This is a genomic window from Thalassolituus alkanivorans (assembly GCF_020447205.1).
GTDB lineage: Bacteria > Pseudomonadota > Gammaproteobacteria > Pseudomonadales > Oceanobacteraceae > Venatoribacter > Venatoribacter alkanivorans.
In genome coordinates, this window is sequence record NZ_JAJAEL010000011.1 from 101,627 (window position 1) to 121,448 (window position 19,822).

A 19,822-nucleotide genomic window follows, 5' to 3' on the forward strand; every position below is an offset into this window, starting at 1 on the left:
GGTTATTAAAAAGTTTCTTGTGCCAGCCATTCGCCCACGTCGTTCAGCGCCAGCGTCTGCTGCCCACCTTCACCACGCAGATTTTTAACGGTCACAGTACCGTTGGCAATTTCGTCTTCGCCCAGCAACAGTGCCAGATGCGCACCGCTCTTGTCGGCTTTTTTCATCTGGCTCTTGAAGCTGCCACCACCACAGTGGGTCTGAATGCGTAACCAGCTGTGCTCGTCGCGCAGACGGTCTGCCAGCAACAGTGCCACCTGAGCACTGCCCTCACCGACCGGACAGATGTATACATCGATGGTCTGCAGCACTTCGGCCGGAATCAGCTCCAGCGTTTCCAGCAGCAGAATCAGACGCTCAACGCCCATGGCAAAACCAACCGCCGGGGTTGGCTTGCCACCCAGCTGTTCCACCAGACCGTCGTAACGGCCACCGGCACAGACGGTGCCCTGCGAGCCGAGTTTGTCGGTGACCCACTCGAACACGGTTTTACAGTAATAATCGAGACCGCGCACCAGACGCTGGTTGATTTCGTACTTCACCCCGGCGGCATCAAGGATGCTGCGCAGCAGAGCAAAGTGCTCGCGGCTTTCGTCGTCGAGGTAATCGTGCAGCTGTGGCGCATCGGCCAGCAGTGCCTGGGTGTTCTGATCTTTGCTGTCGAGCACGCGCAGCGGATTGGTTTCCAGACGGCGCTGGCTGTCTTCATCCAGCTGGTCTTTGCGCTCGCTCAGATAAGCTACCAGGGCATCGCGGTAATTGGCACGCGCTGCGTTGGAGCCCAGGGTGTTCAGCTGTAGGGTAACCGCATCGGTCAGACCCAGCTGCTGCCACAGACGCGCGGTCATCAGAATCACTTCAGCATCGATATCGGCGGTAGCCATACCAAAGGTTTCCACACCAATCTGATAGAACTGGCGGTAACGGCCTTTCTGCGGACGCTCGTGACGGAACATCGGGCCGGTGTACCACAGACGCTGCGTCTGATTGTACAGCAGACCGTGTTCTTCACAGGCGCGCACGCAGCTGGCGGTACCTTCCGGACGCAGGGTCAGGCTGTCACCGTTGCGGTCGTCGAAGGTGTACATCTCTTTTTCGACGATGTCGGTCACTTCGCCGATGGAGCGTTTGAACAGCGCGGTCTGCTCCACAATCGGCATGCGGATTTCGTCATAACCGTATGAAGCCAGCAGGTCTTTTACTGTGCCTTCGAGATACTGCCATACCGGGCTCTGAGCCGGCAGGATGTCGTTCATGCCACGAATGGCCTGGATTTTCGTTGCCATAATATCCGTTCTTGTCTGGGTCAGCGCTCAGCTGTCGCTGGCAATCAGATTTTTGCGTTCTTCATCGAGGCTGGCGGCGCGTTCGCGGATCATACGCTCAAGGTCATCCACCAGAGTCTCGTTACTCAGTTTGCCGGCTGGTTTACCGTCGATATACACCAGATTCGGCTGGCCACCGGCCAGACCGATATCGGTTTCCTTGGATTCGCCGGGGCCATTCACCACACAGCCAATCACCGCCACACTCATATCGGTGCGGATATCATCAACGCGCATTTCCAGCTCGTTCATGGTTTTGATCACGTCGAAGTTCTGACGTGAACAGCTCGGACAGGCAATAAAGTTGATGCCGCGCGAACGCAGCTTCAGCGATTTGAGCATGTCCCAGCCCACTTTGACTTCTTCAATCGGATCAGCCGCCAGCGATACGCGGATGGTGTCACCGATGCCTTCCCACAGCAGCAGGCCAAGACCAATAGACGATTTAACCGTACCACCACGCAGGCCACCGGCTTCGGTGATGCCAAGGTGCAGCGGCTGCTCAATCTGGCTGGCAATCTGCTTGTAAGCCGCCACGGTCATAAAGATGTCGGAGGCTTTCAGGCTGAGTTTGAAATCCGGGAAGTTCAGGCGATCAAGAATATCGATATGGCGCATGGCGGATTCCACCAGCGCGGCCGGGGTCGGCTCGCCGTATTTCTTCTGCAGGTCTTTTTCCAGTGATCCGGCATTCACCCCGATACGGATCGGAATGCCGTTATGACGCGCCGCATCCACCACCGCGCGCACACGGTCTTCACGGCCGATATTGCCGGGGTTGATACGCAGACAGTCAACACCCAGATCAGCGACGCGCAGGGCGATTTTGTAGTCAAAATGAATATCTGCCACCAGCGGAATATTCACTTCTTTGCGGATTTTGCCAAAGGCTTCCGCCGCGTCCATGGTCGGCACAGAAACGCGCACGATGTCGGCACCGGCATCCTGAGCGCGCTGAATCTGCGCCACAGTGGCCGCCACATCGGTGGTTTCGGTGTTGGTCATGGTCTGAATGGCAATCGGCGCATCACCGCCGACCGGCACATCACCAACCCAGATTTTGCGGCTTTGACGACGCTTAATGGGATTTTCGAAATGCATGCTCATTATTTGGCTCCGGACAGGGAGTCCTGATAGAGACGGTATTCAACCGATTCCGGGAAGTTACGCTTCAGGTCGGTCGCCAGCGCAATCGCCCGCTGGGTGTTCTGCTGCAGCGTTGCCAGTTTAATGCCCAGCCAGAGGCTGTGTGCGGTCTGACGGGTCTGCTCACGTTGCACCAGACGCTCAAAGCGATCGTAGTATTTCAGTGACTCATCGTAACGCTGCGCTTCAAACAGCAGGGTCGATATGTTAACCAGTCCATCAACGTTATAAGGCGCAATACGCAGGGTCTGACCGTAGCTGTCGATTGCCTGCTCAGTGTTGCCTTGACGGTAAGCATTCAGCGCCAGATCGTTGTAAGCCGAAGCACGATTATCGTAATAGCGGTCGGTGGCGGCTTTATTCAAATACTCGTCAGCTTCGTCATAACGCTTCAGCTGTGAATACAGGCGGCCTAAGTGGTGGCGCGCCAGAGTAAAGCTGCTGTCGTTGCTCAGCGCTTTCTGAAAATATTCTTCCGCCAGATCCATCTCGCCTTCGGTCTGCCAGACCAGCCCCATGGCGTCGTTGGCCGGTGCATGATCAGGATCAATCGCCAGTGCTTTTTGCAGACGCTGACGCGCCCAGTCCGGACGGCCTTTCTGCAGGTAGCCCAGACCTAACTGGGTATAATTTTCCACCGCTTTTTCCGGTGATTTTTTCTTGGTAAAACGACTTTCAGTGACGGTAACGCAGGAAGCCAGCGTCAGGCTCAGCAGCACTATCAACAGGCTCGCTGCGCGTGTGGTGATTAATTTTTTCATGCCCATCCCGGTCATTTTATTGGTTGCCCTGTGAAGACTCGTCGATCTGCACCGCATTGATATAACGCTCACTGCGGCGCGTGCGGTCCTGAACTTTGCCTACCAGCTGACCACAGGCGGCGTCGATGTCGTCGCCACGGGTCGAGCGGATGGTGACAATATGCCCCTGATTCACCAGATAATCGCGGAAGCGGTACACACGATTGTTACTCGGGCGTTTATAGCCGGAGTTAGGGAAAGGGTTAAACGGAATCAGATTGATTTTGCACGGCACCTGTTTCATCAGCACGGACAGCTGCTCCGCGTGCTCCATCTCATCGTTAACGCCTTCCATCATGGTGTATTCGATGGTGGCCTTGCGACGGTCCGGTAGTTTCGCCAGATAACGGTTAGTGGCCGCAATCAGCTCTTTAATCGGATATTTTTTATTGATTGGCACCAGCTGGTTACGCAGCTCGTCATTCGGTGCGTGCAGCGATACCGCCAGTGATACATCGGTAACATCGCCAAGCTTATCCATCATCGGCACGACGCCGGAGGTGCTCAGGGTGACACGACGCTTGGACAAGCCATAGGCGTTGTCGTCCATCATCAGGTTCATGGCATCGACCACGTTGTCGAAGTTCAGCAGCGGCTCGCCCATGCCCATCATCACCACGTTGGTAATACGGCGTTCGCGACGCTCGCCCGGTGCATGGAAGCTCATAGCCGCCACGTATACCTGACCAATAATTTCCGCCACGCTGAGGTCGCGGTTAAAACCCTGTTTACCGGTGGAGCAGAAACTGCAGTCGAGCGAACAGCCGATCTGCGAGCTCACACACAGGGTGCCCCGGTCTTTTTCCGGGATATAAACGGTTTCGACGGCACTGCCGCCATCCATACGCATCACCCATTTACGGGTGCCGTCTTTGGAGAAATCTTCGTAAATCACTTCCGGCAGGCGGATCTCACACACTTCGGCCATGCGCGCACGCAAGGGCTTACCCATGTTGGTCATGTTGTCGAAGTTGGCTTCGCCATATTGATGAATCCATTTCAGCATTTGCTGAGCACGGAATTTCTTCTCGCCCATATCGGCAAAAAAGGCTTCCATTTTGGCGGGCGACAAGCCCAACAGATTAATTTTTTCTGGTGTTTCGGACATCAATTGGTTACCTGGGGCCTGTTGGCACTAGTGCATCCCGGAGGATTGATCAGAGGGCATTCCTGCCCTCTGAGTTCCGCTCATTAACGTGAGCAGATTTCGTCAGCAGCGAAGAAGTAAGCGATTTCGCGCTCAGCAGAAGCTGCAGAGTCAGAACCGTGTACTGCGTTAGCATCGATGCTTTCAGCGAAGTCAGCGCGGATAGTACCGGCAGCAGCTTCTTTAGGGTTGGTAGCACCCATCAGTTCGCGGTTAGCAGCGATAGCGTTTTCGCCTTCCAGAACCTGTACAACAACAGGACCAGAAGTCATGAAAGACACCAGATCTTTGAAGAAAGGACGCTCTTTGTGCTCTGCGTAGAAACCGCCCGCTTTTTCGTCGTCCAGTTTGATCATTTTAGCGGCAACAACTTTCAGGCCAGCTTTTTCGAAACGGGTCAGGATTTCACCGATTACGTTTTTGGCCACAGCGTCTGGTTTAACGATGGACAGAGTGCGTTCAACAGCCATTTTTAGCTCCCAAGGGTAAATTATCAGGGTTACGGAAAATAAAACCCGCGGATTATACGCACCTTTTCATTAAAGTTGTACGCGTACGCGGGCGCGCTGGCGGATTATTTGACCGCCAGCGACAGGAAATACGGAACTCAGCGATCAGCCGCGCAGCATCTGCACCACACGCGTAACTTCACTCAGGGCAAAATCAATCTCTTCGGCCGCGGTGAAACGCCCGAGACTGAAGCGCAGGCCGGCATGGGCCAGCGCATCGCTGCGGCCAATGGCCTTCAGCACATAGGAAGGCGCAACCGTCGCCGAGTTACAGGCCGAACCGGAAGACACCGCCACCTTAGCCAGCGAGGCCAGCAGAATCTCACCATCCACACCGTCAAAGCTGACGTTCAGATGATTAGCGGTACGCTGCTGCGTATGGCCATTCAGATACACCCCACCCAGCACCTGCAGCCCATCCCACAGACGTACCGACAACGCACGGATACGGGCTTCATCGGCCGCCAGCTCTTCCTGCACCAGACGTGCAGCCTCACCCAGACCCGCCAGCTGATGGGTTGGCAGCGTGCCGGAACGCATACCGCGCTCATGGCCACCGCCGTGCATCTGGGCCGCCAGCTTCACCTGCGGTTCACGGCGCACATAGAGTGCGCCAATGCCTTTCGGGCCGTAGAATTTATGCGCGGATACCGACAACAGATCGACCTGCCAGTCTCTGACGTTCACAGCAACTTTACCCAGCGCCTGAGCGGCATCCACATGCAGATACGCCGGGTGATCTTTTAACAACGCACCGATGGCGGCGATATCGGTGATGGTCCCCAGCTCGTTATTAACCGCCATCAGACTGACCAGACAGGTATCGTCACGCAGGGCATCAGCCACCTGCTGCACACTGATCAGACCATCGGCATCCGGCGTCAGATAAGTGATTTCAACCTGATGCTGCGCCTGCAGCCAGGCACAGACATCCAGTACCGCCTTATGCTCAATCGCTGAAGTAATAATGTGCAGCGGACGGCCGGCATCGTCAGCACGCAGCGCTTCGACCACACCTTTTAAGGCCAGGTTGTTGGATTCGGTTGCACCTGAGGTCCAGACGATTTCACGCGGATCGGCGGCGAGCAGATCAGCCAGCTGACGCCGGGCATTTTCCACCACCTGCTCAGCCTGCCAGCCATACCGATGGGAACGTGATGCCGGATTACCAAAGGTACCATCCAGAGTCAGGCAGGCTGCCATCACCTGAGCCACACGGGGGTCGACCGGCGTGGTCGCTGCATAATCGAGATAGATGGATTTCATGGGTCACCGCTGGAAAATCTGAAACCTGAGGCGGCGCATTGTCCGCGCTGCAGCGCTCAGGTCAAGGGGCGCTCAGGTCAAGGGGCGCTCAGGTCAAGGAGCGCTCCGGTCAAGGACCGGCCATTCAGCCGGTAATGTCTTCTGTACTCAGAACTGCATCAATACGGTTTCGTGTATTGCTGTCCTGACGGTCGGCGGTATTACGGATCTCTTTACGCTGAATCAGTTGCGCCAGCGTGATGCCGCGCAGAAATGCGTGAATCTGATCACTCAGCTCCAGCCATAAATGATGGGTCAGGCACTCTTCGCCATCCTGACAATCACCACGGCGGTTGCAGCGCGTGGCATCCATGGATTCGTTTACCGCGTCCACCACTTCAGCCACATTAATATCACTGCCATCACGGCTCAGGCGATAACCACCACCCGGGCCACGCACGCTGGCGACCAGACCACCACGGCGCAACTTGGCAAACAACTGCTCCAGGTACGACAGGGAAATGCCCTGACGACCGGAAATATCATTCAGACTTACCGGCCCGTCCTGCGCATGAATCGCCAGATCCAGCATGGCCGTCACCGCATAGCGGCCCTTGGTCGTTAAACGCATGGTCTATCCCCCACATAAATCGTGGTGGCATTATGCGTATATCCGACTATTTCAGTCAACTTTAGCCTGCATGCCTTTACACAACAAAACACGCCGGACTGGTTTCAGTGCTTTTCCACACCCGGACCAGCACTGTCAGCCGTTTCGGCACTGTCAGCATCGTCACTGCTGACCGCTTCGCTGAGGCTGACAAAGGTTTCCGCCTCAAGCTGCGGCAGCGCCTCAGAGCAGGTGCGGTCACCCAGATCGTGCAGCGCTTTGCACATGGTGTCGATTTTACGGTCCACCGCATGCATATGATCCATCAGGTTATGGATGGAACGGGCAATAGGATCGGGCATTTCGTCGGCCATACCATAGGCATCAAAGCCGATTTTCTCGGCGATTTTGCGCCGTTGCTCATCTTCAGCCGTACTCGCTTTACGCACAATACGGCCCGGAATACCGACCACCGTCGCCCCCGCCGGAACTTCTTTGGTCACCACCGCATTGGAGCCGATACGGGCGTTCTCACCGACGATAATCGGCCCCAGCACTTTGGCGCCGGCACCGACCACCACGCCATTTTGCAGGGTCGGGTGGCGCTTGCCTTTATTCCAGGTGGTACCACCCAGCGTCACGCCGTGATACAGGGTGCAGTCATCGCCGATTTCAGCGGTCTCACCAATCACCACGCCCATGCCATGGTCAATAAAGAAACGCCGGCCAATGGTTGCTCCCGGATGAATCTCAATACCGGTCATCCAGCGGCTGAAGGTCGACAGCATGCGCGCCAGCCATTTAAAGCCCTTGCGCCACAGCCAGTTGGCCACCCGGTAATGCAGCAGAGCATGCAACCCCGGATAGGTGGTGACCACCTCAAAGGTATTGCGCGCTGCCGGGTCACGCTCAAATACACTGGCAATGTCTTCACGCAGTTGTCTGATCACTCAGTATCCCCTTGTGTTTTATGGCTGGTGTCGCCCTGACGCTGTACCGCCGCCAGAATGCCACGCAAAATATTCACTTCTGTTTTGTCCGGTGCAGCGCGCTGATACAGACGGCGCATACGGGACATCAGGTGCTTCGGAGTATTGGGGTCAAGGAAGCCGATATCAATGAGCACAGTTTCCATATGACGGAACAGTCCATCCAGCTCGCCCTGGGTTGCCAGCGGATAATCCCAGGGCACGCCCCAGGCTCCGGCCTCATCTTCCGGTTCGGCTTCGGCGCGGAAATTATCCGTCACCAGTGCCAGACGCATTTCATAGCACAGCACCTGAATGGCCTGGGCAACGTTCAGGGATGAGAAGTTTTCGTCGGTAGGAATATGCACGTGCGCGGTACACAGATGCAGCTCTTCATTGGTCAGACCACGGGATTCACGGCCGAACACCAGCGCCACTTCATTACCGGCGGGAATCATTTCCGCAGCTTTCGCGGCCGACTGGCGCGGCGACATCAGCGGCCAGGGAATATGACGGCTGCGCGCGCTGGTGCCAATCACCAGACCACAGTCGGCAATGGCGTCTTCCAGCGTCGGTACGATGACCGCGTTGTGCAGAATATCTTCTGCGCGCGAAGAACGTTGGATCGCCTCTTCGTCAATGCTGGCGATCGGATCAACCAGCACCAGCCGGCTCAGGCCCATGTTTTTCATCGCACGGGCGGCCGCTCCGATATTGCCGGAGTGGGTGGTATTAACCATTACGATACGGATTTTATCGAGCATAACGCCTTGTCTGCGCCGCAACGGCGCTTATCGGAGAATGGCGGCCGGTCTGAAACCCGTGCAATCCGCAGGTTAACCTCACAACGGAGCATCTGCGGGAGCCAGGCCGGTACAGAATAAGGGGCACGAAGTGTAACGCAAAACGGGCTTCGCTAACCAGTCAGGTGCTGATATAATCCCGCGCCCGAAAAATGTTCTTTAACTTTAAGAGATAGCGATCCCTATGCAACCCATGGTGAACTTGGCGTTGCGCGCTGCGCGTAATGCTGGTCAAGATCTGGTCCGTCGCCTGGACCGCTTCGATTCGTACAAAAGCACGGATCAGGAGAAAGCAAAGTTTGTGGCAGACTGCACCATTGGTCTGGAAAAAGGCATTATTTTTGAGCTGAAGAAAGCCCTGCCTGAGCACAACTTTTACGGCCGTGAAACCGGTCAGAACGGCGAACAGGCCAACCAGCCTGTGTGGCAGGTGTGCGTCATCGACGACATCTCCAACTTCCGCGTAGGTATCCCATCTTTTGCCATCATCGTCTGCTGCATGCAAAACGGCAAAGCAGAACACTCGGTGATCCTCAATCCTATTAATGGTGATGAATTCACGGCTTCCCGTGGCCGTGGTGCCCAGCTGAACAACCGCCGTATCCGCAGCGGTAACGTTAACAGCCTGAGCGACGCCATCGTTGGTTACACCCAGCCAATGGGCAACAACGAAGCCGCCTTCGATCAGCTGCAGCGTTTACAGCGTCTGATGTCAAAAAGCTTTGACCTGCGCAATATCGGCTCCAACGCCCTGTCTATCTGCTACGTAGCCGCCGACCGTTTCCAGGGTGCCCTGCTGAGCAACGTTGATGAGTTTGCCCTGAACGCTGCCGGCCTGCTGGCTTCCGAAGCCGGTTGTCTGCTGTCTGAAGTGAGTGGCCAGCCATTGCTGCGCGCTCCGGCCAACCTGGTGGTCAGCAACCCACGTCTGCTGAAAGCCCTGCTCGCCAAAGACTGATATACCGGCCATCACCGGCAGCATGTTGTTTTCAACAGATAACGACACTGCCGGTGATCACGGTTTGCCCTGCCTCCTGCCGCACCATCACTAACCGTCAGTTTTCTCTATACCACGCAATGTTTTGTTACCCAGCAGCAGCACTCCCAGTGTCATCGCGACGGCCCCCAGAGTAAAAATGCTGCCCAGCGATGACATAAACTTGCCCAGCACACCAATCCCCAGAGTACCGAGGGAATCCCCCGAAGCATCCTGCGCCGTCCAGATACCATTAATACGACCCAGATACTGATCCGGGGTATTAATCTGCACCAGGTTGTATTGCAGTAAGGAAGCGATGGACACCAGATAGCCAAAAGCGGCGAGCAAAAACAGTGCAGTAATAAAACTGTGGTTAAGCCCCAGCGCCATCATGCAGGCAAAGGCCGCCAGACTGACAAACAGCATCACCTGCCCGGGTTTCTGCACATGGCTGGCCCAGCCACTCACCAGTGCGCCTAAGGTTGCCCCCAGCGGCACTGCGGAATACATCAGCCCGAGTTCAGCCGCCCCACCGGCAAAAGCGTCTTCTACCAGTGCCGGAAACAGCACACGAATGGCTGTGGTTAACGTCACCAGAGTTCCGGCCAGTACGGTGTAAAACACAATGCGGTTAGCAAACAGATAACGAAAACCCGCCGCCAGCGCCTTTAGCGGATGATGCTCTTCCACCTCCTGCGGACGCATGGAAGGCAACGCCAGCAAAGGAATCAGGGTCAGACCAGTGCCCAGTGCGGCAATCAGATAATTCCAGCCGACGTCGGCAAAGGCGATGATCAGCCCGCCCAGCGCCGGGGAAATAACGGTCGCCAGACGTACCGACAACATACTGACGGCACGCGCCTGCAGCAGATTTTCACGTCCGACAATAAAAGGCATGCAGGCTAACAAAGCGGTTACACCAATAGCACCGAAGAAGCCGTCCCAGACGGCCAGCAGATAAATAACCCAGAGTTGCGGCTGTGGCAGCCAGGCGTTTACCGCCAGCCCGAGAAAACCAATGCCGCACACAGCGCGGGCAAACAGAATCAGTTTTTTACGGTCATCACGGTCGGCCAGCACGCCGCCCAGCAACAGTCCGGCAAACATACCCGCACCTTCCAGCGCCATTACCAGCCCCACCTGAAACGAATCACCACTGAGCTGATACACCTGCATGGGTATGGCAACCGCCAGCATGCCCAGCCCCAGCAGGGAAATGGTACGGGCAATAAATACGTTGCGGAAATGACGGTTGGTTTTCAGCAGGCTGAAATCAACAAAGAACGATTTTTTATTCATAGCATCAACTTAAACAAAGGCCGGTCATGCACTGACCGGCGGGTAATGACGGGAGGAACCTGCGGCTTCACTGTCTCCCTCAGCAAGCAGACGGTCGAGTAACGGGCCGAGCTGCTGCAGGGATTGTGGCGAAAGGATATTTTCATGACTGGCCCAGGGCAGAAATTCATACTCGGCTCCCGGTGCATAAGGCTGCCAGTCGGCTTGCGGGCGGATATAAGCGGGCAGATCCTGGGCGGCGACAAACACGCTGAAGCGGCCGTCGTAAACCGGAGTGCGTGTCTGTTTCAGCAGACGTACCGCATCTTTGTAGTTGGCAAAGATCTGCTCCAGCATGGCGTCTTTTTCTGCCTGTGCCTGGGCCATGGCCTGCTGCTCGTCCTGCGCCAGCGTGGCACTGTCTGTTTCCGCACCGACGGCATCATTCAGCAGTTGCGCCTGTTCCCGCTCGGCACCTAAGGCTTCTTCTGCACCTTCCGGATCGTTCCAGTCGTGTACTTCCGCCGGATAGGTATCGAGCAGACCGAGGAAGGCCACCTCCTCGCCCTGAGCGCGCAACTGCGCCGCCACGGCATAGGCCACCGCGCCACCCAGCGAGTAGCCCAGCAGATAGTAAGGTCCGTGAGCCTGCTCGCGGCGGATAATGCTCAGCTGACGCTGCACCAGTTCTTCCATACTGGCGCTGCTGGCCATCAGGCCGTGCGGGCGCGGTGACTGCAGACCGATGATGGCACGGCCTTCACGCAGGTAACGCGACAGCACACTGTACTGCCAGGCAAAGCCCGAGCCCGGACAGAAGCAGAACAGCGGCTCTGGCGTGTGGCCGTGAACGTCTTTACGCGCTGCACGAAGCCTTATCACTTCGGCAAAACCATCGTGACCAAAATCGTTGCGCTGGTCGTTTTCGTTAAGCAACGCTGCCAGTCGCGCCACGGTGGGTGCGCCCATAATCTGCCCCACGGTCACCGCTCGTTTCAGTTCCCGGCGGATATCGGCCGCTAAGCGCATGGCCAACAACGAATGGCCGCCAAGGGCGAAGAAGTCGTCATCGGCACGGAGTTCCGTCACCTCCAGCAGGCGCATAAACAGCTGCGCCAGACGTTGCTCCAGCCCGCGTGCCGGTGCGCGCCCGCTGCTGCTGCCAGCGCTGCTGAGCTGAGGTTTGGGCAGGGCTTTGCGGTCGAGTTTGCCGTTGGCGCTTAACGGCAGCTTTTCCAGCGTTACCCAGGCCACCGGCACCATATGCGCAGGCAGCGCAGCACTGGCGGCGGCTTTGAGTGCATCCTCTGCCAGCGTTACGCCGGGCTGCGCCACCAGATAAGCCACCAGCTGGCGGTTGTCTTCACCGGAGCCGTTATTGCCCTCGTGCAGCACCGTTGCATGCACCACGGCATTGGCCACGCCCGGTTGCGCCAGCAGACAGGTTTCGATTTCACCCAGCTCAATGCGCTGACCGCGGATTTTGATCTGATCGTCGGCACGCCCCAGATATTCCACCACGCCATTGCTCAGCCAGCGCACCACGTCGCCGGTGCGGTACATACGACTGCCCGGCGGACCATAAGGATCGGCAACAAAACGCCCGGCGCTGAGTGCAGCGCGGCCCAGATAGCCGTGCGCCAGCTGCACACCACTGAGGTACAGCTCGCCGGTAGCCCCCACTGGGACCGGGCGTAATGTCGCATCCAGCACCTGCAGACGGGTGTTCCACACCGGACGTCCTATCGGCACACTGTTACCCAATGACACTGAGCTGCCCAACGACACTGGGCTGCCCGCAGACGACACAGCCTGTGAGGCCGGTTCGTAACTGACATCCACCGCCGCTTCGGTCGGGCCGTAGAGATTGTGCAGCTGCACGCCCTGATTATCCGCGGCGCGAACGCCAAAACGCTGGTTAAAGGCATCGGCCTGAGCCCAGGTCAGGGCTTCACCGCTGCAGAAGACCTGACGCAATGATGTACACAGCGGTTGTTCTTCACCGTACAGCGCACGCGCTGTGCTGGTAAAAATCGCCAGCATGGAGGGGACGAAATGCAGGGTGGTGACCTGCCAGCGGTTAATGGTATCGATCAGCGCCTGCGGATCTTTGTGCGCCTCAGGTGCGGCCATCACCAACCCGGCGCCCACACACGCCGACCAGAAAAATTCCCACACTGACACATCAAAGCTGCACGGCGTTTTCTGCAATACCACATCCGCTGCCGTCAGCGGGTACTGGTGTTGCATCCACTCCAGCCGGTTAACGATGGCGGCATGGCCGACCAGTACGCCTTTCGGTTGTCCTGTGGTGCCCGAGGTATAAATCAGATACGCCGGATGCGCCGGAGTGATATTCACCCGCTTAAGCTGTGCCGGATCGCTGGTCTGCAGGTCGTTCACATCCAGCAACGGGCTGTTGCCAGCCAGCGGTTGCAGCCGTGCAAACAGGGCTTCTGCCGTGATCAGCGCCGCCGCGCCAGCATCCTGCAACATAAAGCCGAGACGCTCATCCGGATAACCGGTATCCAGCGGCAGATAGGCCGCACCGGCTTCAATCACCGCCCAGATGGCCAGAGTCAGATCCACCGAGCGCGGCAGGGCCAGCGCCACAATGCTGCCCGGCGTCACTCCGGCCTGCTGCAGACCTGCAGCCATGGCATCCACCCGCGCACGCGCTGCGCCATAGGTCAGAGTCTGGTGCTCGTCGGCCACACAGAACGACTGCATATGATGCTCAGCCCGACTGCGCAGCGCCGACTGCAGGGTGGCGCCGGACAATGGCCGCTGCGTGTTATTAGCCTCTGTCAGCAGGCTTTGCTCCACCGGACTCAGCGCTGGCCAACGGGCTAACGGCACAGCGGAATTGCTATCGGCTTCAGCCAACGCCAGACGCAACACATGGGCCACGCGCTGCGCCAGCAGCGCTGCATTCAGGCCCAGCGTCGCCAGTGCCTGGCGGTCTTCTACCAGCAGAGTCAGCTGCTCGCCGGGAATCACCAGCAGCGCCAGCGGGTAGTGGCTGTAACCACGGTTATGAATAGCGCGGATATGCAACGGCTGGCTGCCATTGCCACTGAGCTCGGCGCTGGCCCAACCAGAATCCGGGTAGTTTTCCACCACCAGCAGGGTATCGAACAAAGTCCCCAGCCCGGCCAGCCGCTGAATGTCCGCCAGTCCCAGCGCATCCTGTTCCATCAGCTGCGCGTGTTGCTGCTGTATGGCCGCAAGCTGGGGCCAGAAGGCCTGATCAGCGTCGGTCTTAACCCGCACCGGCAGGGTATTGAGGAACAGGCCAACCTGATCGGCCAGACCGTTAATGGCCGCGCTGCGTCCGGACACCGGCGTGCCGAACAGTACGTCGTCGCGCCCGGTTATGCCACGCAGGACCTGAGCCCAGATGCCCTGCATCAGCACGTTGAGGGTAATCCCCTGACGCCGCAGCCTCTGCGTCAGCGCCTGGGTTTCTGCCGTGGTTAAGGTGAGCGTGTATTCGCTGACAGCGGCCACCGCCGTGCGGCTATCGGCAGCATCGAATACACAGGTCGGGCTGGCCCCCGCCAGTGCCTGCGCCCAAACAGCGCGTGCTTCAGTGTCATCACGTTGCAGCAGCTGTTGCATCAGTTGTGGATAGGACACATCCAGCGCCGGTAGCGGCGCCTGTGTCTGGTAAGCGGTGATCAGATCGCGCAGCAGCAGCGGCGTCGACCAGCCATCCACCACCAGATGGTGAATCACCAGAATCAGTTCACTGCGCGGTTCGTTGTCTTCATTCACCCCGAGATGCACCAATGCCGCTGCCAGCATCCCACCAGCACGGCCGGTGGGGTAATGCGCCTGCAGCAGCTGTTGTTCAAGCTCAGCAAAGGCCAGGGCGCGTTCGTTGGCACGTTCCTTGGCGCGTTCCTTGGCGCGCTCGCTGGCAGGCAGGATGCTGAGGTCGTGTTCGCTCAACGGCCAGTGCCGTTCCGTAACGGCCGGCATTACCAGTAACGACTGCTCCAGACTGTCACTGTCGAACAGCCCGGCCAGTTGCGGATAGCGGCCCACTACATAATTGAGCGCCTGCTGTAAGCGTTCACTGTCCACCACGCCACTGAGAGACAGGCGGGTAAAGGCGTTGTAGTTACCGCCGTCCGGGTGCAACTGGGTTTCAAACAGCATGCCCTGCTGCAGCGGCAGCAGAGGTGCGGCCTCCACCTCACGCCCATAGCGCAGCTGCAGGGTCTGGCGCTCCGCCGCGCTCAGCCACTCCAGCTCAGAAGCCGTGTTTGCCTGCAGGGGCGTCATTACAGTGGCCAGTGCGCGTGGGGTTTTAAGGCTGAACACCTGCGCCGGCTTCAGCAGCCAGCCCTGCTCGCGCACAGCGGTACAGAGAATAATGGCGCTGATACTGTCGCCACCGATGGCAAAGAAATCGTCATCCGCGCCCACCTGCCCAAGCCGAAGCACAGCGGCCATTTGCATGCACAGCAGCGCCTCGTCGTCGCTCAGTGCCCTGTTGGTGTGAACACTGCCGCCGTGCATATCCTGACTGTTCGGTAATGCCTTGCGGTCAATCTTACCGCTGACATTACGCGGGAATTCGTCCATCACCAGCAGCAACGACGGCACCATGTAATCCGGCAGCCGCTCGCGCAGCAGGCCCAGCAGTTCGCGGCTGCGCTGTGTGCGCTCGTCACCGCTCAGCCCCGGAATCACGCAATAGCCAAGCAAACGCTGGCTGTTGTTGATCGACTCCGCCAGCACCAGCGCACTTTCCACCGCCGGCAGTAGTGACAGGGCATTTTCCACCTCACCGATTTCGACGCGGTAGCCACGGATTTTCACCTGATCGTCACCGCGACCGGCAAATTCCACGCGGCCATCGCTGGTCCAGCGCACCAGATCACCGCTGCGGTACATGCGGCTGCCTGGCGGGCCATAAGGGTCGGCAACAAAACGTCCGGCCGAGAGTACGCCACGGGCCAGATAACCCGCCGCCAGACCAGCGCCGGCGATATAGAGTTCGCCCAGTACGCCCGGCGGCACCGGCTGTAAGCGGGCATCGAGAATGTAAACGCGGGTATTGCCGATGGGGCGGCCCACCAGCGGGCCCTCGCTGTCACGCACGCAGGCACGCAGGGTATCCACTGTGTATTCGGTCGGGCCGTACAAATTGTGGGCGGTAAGTTGCGGATGCTGATTCAGCTGCTGCCACAGGTTAGCCGGGCAGGCTTCGCCACCGATCAGAATCAGCGACGGCTGATGATGGTCAGCGTCCATCAGGCCCTGATTGAGCAGTTGTGCCAGAAACGACGGTGGCAGGTCGAGGGTGTCGATGCCACGTTGCCGGATCTGCTGCACCAGCTCGCTGGCGTCGCGCCGCACAGTGTCGTCGAACACATGCACTTCTTCGCCCAGCAGCAGCCAGAAAATCTGCAGCCAGCTGGAATCGAACGAAAACGAATGGGTGTGACCGGCACGCAGTGGCCGCCCCGGACAGCGCTGCGCGACCTGCTCGCGCAGCGGCTCATAAAAGGCGCTGCGGTGTGAGCTGATCAGATTAAGCAAGGCGCCGTGGTTGTTCATCACCCCTTTCGGCCGCCCGGTACTGCCCGAGGTAAAAATGACATAGGCGATATCATCGCCCCCCGGCAGCGGTCGCTCATCAGCGTTCAACCGCACGGCGGGCTGGGCCTGCAACTCTGCCAGCAACGCCGCATCGTCGAGATTCGCCCGCTTAAGCTGTGCCGGAAACTGTGCCGTCACCGTCTGCGTCGTCAGCAACAACGCCGGACGGGCGTCCTCACACATCATGGCCATACGCCCGGCCGGGTAATCCAGATCCAGCGGCAACCAGCTGGCACCGCTGTCGAGCACCGCCAGCATGGCCAGTACCGAATAGCGCGACCTTGGCAGCGCAGTGGCCACGACCTGACCACGCCCTATGCCCTGAGCCCGCAGCCAGCGGCTGAGACGTGCGACTTCTGCGCCGGCTTCAGCAAAACTCAGGCGCTCGTCGGCGCCGCTGCCAGCGGCAAAAACCAGCGCGGTGTGCGCCGGTTTTTTCTGCACCTGCTCCCAGAACAGGTCAGCGATATTGTGCAGATCCTGTGGTGGCAGGAATACCCGCCCCTGTTGCCACAGGCTCAGGCTGTGACGTTCGTCGTCGCTGAGCAGGGGCACATCGGCCAGTGGAGATTCCGGCTGCGCCAGCCAGTAATTGAGCAGGCGCACAAAGCGTTCAGCATGGGCAGCTAATTCAGCGGCAGTGTAACGGCCAGCACCGGCACGTAATTCCAGCAATAAGTGCTGCTCATGCACCAGCAGGCCGAATTCAATATCGTCTACCGGGCCGGTGGCGAGGTGATGGGTAATACCTTCGGCTCCGGCAAAATCCAGGCGGTAATCAAAGTGTTTGTAGTTCACCACAGCGCCGTATAAAGGATCGCCGGCCACGCGCTTCAGGTCGCGTGCAATCTGTTCGGCATCGTATTTCTGATGGCGGCGCACGGCGGCCATCTGTTCGTGCACCTGACGGGTTAATTCAGACAGCGAAGTCAGCGGCGCAATACTGAGTGGTAATGGCAACACGTTCACCACCGGAGCCGCAGAGGTAATGGCCGCCGAACCCAGACGGCGCATAAAAGGCACGCCAAGCACCTGAGTGCTCTGGCCGGTCATGCGGGCCAGATAAGCACCAATCAGGGCCATCAGCACATCCGGCAGACCGGTGCGTTTACCGCATTGCGCGGCAAAGGTTTTCAGCCGGCTGAGTACATCACCGGCCAGCGATAATTCCACGGTTAATAACGATGCGGCACCCGCAATGCTGTGCGGCCTGGCCGATAAGGATGCCGGTGTGGGCAGGTCGGCACAGAGCTCTGACCAGAAAGCCTTATCACGCTGGCAGGCGTCCGAGGCGCGATAAGCCTGGTATTCCGCCGTCACCTCAGTTACCGCAGTAAAGGGCGACGGCCCACAGGCGATACCCGCCAGACGCTCAGAATACAGAGCGGCAATACGGCGGCTTAAGGCATTAATGCTGAACCCATCGAGCTGAATATGATGGTATCTCTGGTACCAGAGCCAGTGCTCCGGCGCGAGCTGAATCAGCAGATGACGGAACAGAGGGGCTTCTCCGTCCACCGTCAGATGGGCGTGGCTGTCGGCCCACATATATGCAAAGGCCTGTTCACGGCCATCCGCCAATGCGGAGAAATCCAGCCGTTCACAGGCGGGAATATCCTCTGCCCTTAAACAACGCAGCGTCTGCTGACCGTCACGGTACAACGCACACACCGTATCTGCTTCCGTCATGGCCTGGCGAATGGCCAGATCAAGCAGCGCCGCATTTAACGGCCCACGGATTTCCACCGCATGAGAAATGTTATACAGGTCGCCGCTTTCGCTGACCTGATCCGCCAGCCAGATTCCCTGTTGGGTGCCGGTCAGTGCCTGCCCGTTAATATCTGCACCGCTCATTGTCCGGCACCTGCGGTAAACGGATTAATGCTGAGCCAGTGCGCCTCAATAAAATCGTTACAGGCACTGCGCGCCGCCGGACCGAATTGCGGGTGCCAGCCTTCAGGAACGGTGGCAAATACCGGCCATAAACTGTATTGCCCCGCACTGTTTTTCAGCACCAGAAATTCATGCTGGTCATCGTCGAACGGATTTAAATAGGCACTATTGCTCATAACAGATCCTGATTTTTAAATAACCGAAAAAAGGCGTTTTAATCCCGACAGTAATTCGCTGTGCCAGCACAGCCAGTCGTGACCACCACGGAATTGCTGAAAAGAAACATGCGCGCCAGCAGCATTCAGGGCATCGTGCATAGCGCGATTAACCCCAAGCATGCCGTCTTCGTAGCAGCCGATCTGCAGTTCCACATTAAGCTCACTGAGCACAGGGGCAGACGAACGCACATGGCGGGTAAGCAGACCATTGCCGGCTTCCTCATTAACATCCGGCCACCAGAAAGAGCCCGACTGACTGAGCACGTTGCCGAAGCGTTGTGGCCAGTTAAGTGCGGCGTACAGTGCCGCTAAACCACCAAAGCTCTGACCGGCCACGATGGTTTTTTGCGCAGCAGAGGAAAAGGCTTCCAGTCTTTGCGCATCGGCTAATAATTCCTGCTGCAGCATCAGCCAGAACGCCGGGTTACAGGTTAATTCGCGCGAGCGCACATCACTGCTGACCGAATCAATAAATAAATACACCGCAGGCGGAAATTCGCCACTGTGAGTTAAGGCATCCAGCTGGGTGAAAAAGCCTTTGCTGCGTGCCCAGCGCTGTCCGTCGAGAAAAATAACCAGAGGTAAATCCCGACCCGTACCACAGCGGTATAACCACACATCGCGCTCTGCGCCGAGCAGAGCGTTATGCCAGCGCCAGTGATGCAGCCTGCCTTGCGCAGGCAGGCATTTTTCATCGCGTAGCTGCGCATGCACAGCAGCACCCGGTAATATCAGCGCCGATAATTCACGGCCATTACCATCCACATGTGGGGCGCGCAGATTCAGCACATCGGCCTGACCGCTTTGCTGCAATAAATTTATCCACCAGCCGCGTACAGCTGCGGCAACATCACTGCTGCTTTGCCGCGCACTTTTGGCCGGTGGTAATTGCGTATTTTTTGCTGGCAACAGCACGTAACTGCCAAGCCAGTCGGCGGGTAATTGCGTTTGCCAGTACCAGACATCGGTACCGGTCAGGCGCACCAGACTGGTCAGCTGACGGGTCGGGTGCGGCGTGTGTGAATACACATCAATAAATACCGCTTTATAAGGTGAACAGTTTTCTGCACCTTGCGGATCACGCCACAGAAAGGTGATACCGCACTGGTTATCAGCACGGCTGGTTAGCAGTGGCGTACCCTGTTCTTTTATCTGTTTCCAGAATGCATCTGAACCAGGAACTGCGGTTATATCTGAGGCAGAAAAAACCTGTAGTAAAGCGCTCTCCTGCATTACGGCAGAAGCCTCAGCCACAGTTCCTGAGTTCATAATATTCCCGGCGTTCATT

Annotated in this window: 14 protein-coding genes; 1 reads left to right on the top strand and 13 read right to left on the bottom strand. The window is 58.0% G+C overall.

What is annotated here, in order from left to right:
- Nucleotides 1–5: 5 nt before the first annotated feature.
- The 9 genes from hisS to LGT44_RS07165 form a co-directional block, all read right to left on the bottom strand.
- Nucleotides 6–1,286, bottom strand: coding sequence for a histidine--tRNA ligase (gene hisS, locus LGT44_RS07125; protein WP_230331140.1), 1,281 nt, complete (start codon nt 1,284–1,286; stop codon nt 6–8).
- 27 nt (nt 1,287–1,313) lie between these two features.
- On the bottom strand, nt 1,314–2,426 hold the full coding sequence (ispG, locus tag LGT44_RS07130; protein ID WP_145469523.1) for a flavodoxin-dependent (E)-4-hydroxy-3-methylbut-2-enyl-diphosphate synthase: 1,113 nt from the start codon (nt 2,424–2,426) through the stop codon (nt 1,314–1,316).
- A 5-nt stretch (nt 2,427–2,431) separates the two neighbouring features.
- A complete protein-coding gene (gene pilW / locus LGT44_RS07135; RefSeq protein ID WP_225691558.1) occupies nt 2,432–3,232 on the bottom strand; it encodes a type IV pilus biogenesis/stability protein PilW in 801 nt (266 codons plus the stop codon).
- A gap of 16 nt (nt 3,233–3,248) precedes the next feature.
- The gene (rlmN, locus tag LGT44_RS07140; RefSeq protein WP_145469208.1) at nt 3,249–4,379 is read right to left on the bottom strand and encodes a 23S rRNA (adenine(2503)-C(2))-methyltransferase RlmN; all 1,131 of its coding nucleotides are present in this window, start codon (nt 4,377–4,379) and stop codon (nt 3,249–3,251) included.
- A gap of 83 nt (nt 4,380–4,462) precedes the next feature.
- Nucleotides 4,463–4,888 carry a nucleoside-diphosphate kinase gene (ndk, locus tag LGT44_RS07145; RefSeq protein ID WP_145469207.1) on the bottom strand — a complete coding sequence of 142 codons (426 nt, stop codon included), beginning with the start codon at nt 4,886–4,888 and terminating at the stop codon, nt 4,463–4,465.
- A gap of 144 nt (nt 4,889–5,032) precedes the next feature.
- Entirely contained in the window at nt 5,033–6,193 is a 1,161-nt protein-coding gene (locus LGT44_RS07150) for an aminotransferase class V-fold PLP-dependent enzyme (protein ID WP_230331139.1), read from the bottom strand.
- Between the two features lie 124 nt (nt 6,194–6,317).
- Nucleotides 6,318–6,803: a Fe-S cluster assembly transcriptional regulator IscR gene (iscR, locus tag LGT44_RS07155; RefSeq protein ID WP_145469205.1), complete on the bottom strand. Its 486-nt coding sequence runs from the start codon at nt 6,801–6,803 to the stop codon at nt 6,318–6,320.
- A gap of 104 nt (nt 6,804–6,907) precedes the next feature.
- Entirely contained in the window at nt 6,908–7,732 is an 825-nt protein-coding gene (gene cysE / locus LGT44_RS07160; protein WP_225691555.1) for a serine O-acetyltransferase, read from the bottom strand.
- Complete coding sequence (locus tag LGT44_RS07165; RefSeq protein WP_230331138.1) at nt 7,729–8,514, bottom strand: RNA methyltransferase; 786 nt, start codon at nt 8,512–8,514, stop codon at nt 7,729–7,731. Before LGT44_RS07165 ends, cysE begins: the two co-directional genes overlap by 4 nt.
- 232 nt (nt 8,515–8,746) lie before the next feature.
- On the opposite strand from LGT44_RS07165, the gene LGT44_RS07170 reads away from it, so the two are divergent.
- Nucleotides 8,747–9,511, top strand: coding sequence for an inositol monophosphatase family protein (locus tag LGT44_RS07170; protein ID WP_230331150.1), 765 nt, complete (start codon nt 8,747–8,749; stop codon nt 9,509–9,511).
- Between the two features lie 90 nt (nt 9,512–9,601).
- Here LGT44_RS07170 and entS read toward each other — a convergent pair whose 3' ends face one another.
- The 4 genes from entS to fes are packed head-to-tail and all read right to left on the bottom strand — an operon-like array spanning nt 9,602 to nt 19,803.
- Nucleotides 9,602–10,831 carry an enterobactin transporter EntS gene (entS, locus tag LGT44_RS07175; RefSeq protein ID WP_230331137.1) on the bottom strand — a complete coding sequence of 410 codons (1,230 nt, stop codon included), beginning with the start codon at nt 10,829–10,831 and terminating at the stop codon, nt 9,602–9,604.
- Between the two features lie 24 nt (nt 10,832–10,855).
- A complete protein-coding gene (locus LGT44_RS07180) occupies nt 10,856–18,277 on the bottom strand; it encodes an amino acid adenylation domain-containing protein (RefSeq protein ID WP_230331136.1) in 7,422 nt (2,473 codons plus the stop codon).
- Nucleotides 18,274–18,492 carry an MbtH family protein gene (locus LGT44_RS07185; RefSeq protein WP_230331135.1) on the bottom strand — a complete coding sequence of 73 codons (219 nt, stop codon included), beginning with the start codon at nt 18,490–18,492 and terminating at the stop codon, nt 18,274–18,276. The genes LGT44_RS07180 and LGT44_RS07185 overlap by 4 nt, the downstream gene beginning before the upstream one ends.
- Nucleotides 18,493–18,507: 15 nt before the next feature.
- Nucleotides 18,508–19,803: an enterochelin esterase gene (gene fes / locus LGT44_RS07190; protein WP_230331134.1), complete on the bottom strand. Its 1,296-nt coding sequence runs from the start codon at nt 19,801–19,803 to the stop codon at nt 18,508–18,510.
- Nucleotides 19,804–19,822: the final 19 nt, after the last annotated feature.

What these genes read in the sequence shown, in the direction of transcription:
- hisS (WP_230331140.1), bottom strand. Translation starts at nt 1,286, where the DNA reads ATGGCAACGAAAATCCAGGCCATTCGTGGCATGAACGACATCCTGCCG.
- ispG (WP_145469523.1), bottom strand. Translation starts at nt 2,426, where the DNA reads ATGCATTTCGAAAATCCCATTAAGCGTCGTCAAAGCCGCAAAATCTGG.
- pilW (WP_225691558.1), bottom strand. Translation starts at nt 3,232, where the DNA reads ATGAAAAAATTAATCACCACACGCGCAGCGAGCCTGTTGATAGTGCTG.
- rlmN (WP_145469208.1), bottom strand. Translation starts at nt 4,379, where the DNA reads ATGTCCGAAACACCAGAAAAAATTAATCTGTTGGGCTTGTCGCCCGCC.
- ndk (WP_145469207.1), bottom strand. Translation starts at nt 4,888, where the DNA reads ATGGCTGTTGAACGCACTCTGTCCATCGTTAAACCAGACGCTGTGGCC.
- LGT44_RS07150 (WP_230331139.1), bottom strand. Translation starts at nt 6,193, where the DNA reads ATGAAATCCATCTATCTCGATTATGCAGCGACCACGCCGGTCGACCCC.
- iscR (WP_145469205.1), bottom strand. Translation starts at nt 6,803, where the DNA reads ATGCGTTTAACGACCAAGGGCCGCTATGCGGTGACGGCCATGCTGGAT.
- LGT44_RS07165 (WP_230331138.1), bottom strand. Translation starts at nt 8,514, where the DNA reads ATGCTCGATAAAATCCGTATCGTAATGGTTAATACCACCCACTCCGGC.
- LGT44_RS07170 (WP_230331150.1), top strand. Translation starts at nt 8,747, where the DNA reads ATGGTGAACTTGGCGTTGCGCGCTGCGCGTAATGCTGGTCAAGATCTG.
- entS (WP_230331137.1), bottom strand. Translation starts at nt 10,831, where the DNA reads ATGAATAAAAAATCGTTCTTTGTTGATTTCAGCCTGCTGAAAACCAAC.
- LGT44_RS07180 (WP_230331136.1), bottom strand. Translation starts at nt 18,277, where the DNA reads ATGAGCGGTGCAGATATTAACGGGCAGGCACTGACCGGCACCCAACAG.
- LGT44_RS07185 (WP_230331135.1), bottom strand. Translation starts at nt 18,492, where the DNA reads ATGAGCAATAGTGCCTATTTAAATCCGTTCGACGATGACCAGCATGAA.
- fes (WP_230331134.1), bottom strand. Translation starts at nt 19,803, where the DNA reads ATGAACTCAGGAACTGTGGCTGAGGCTTCTGCCGTAATGCAGGAGAGC.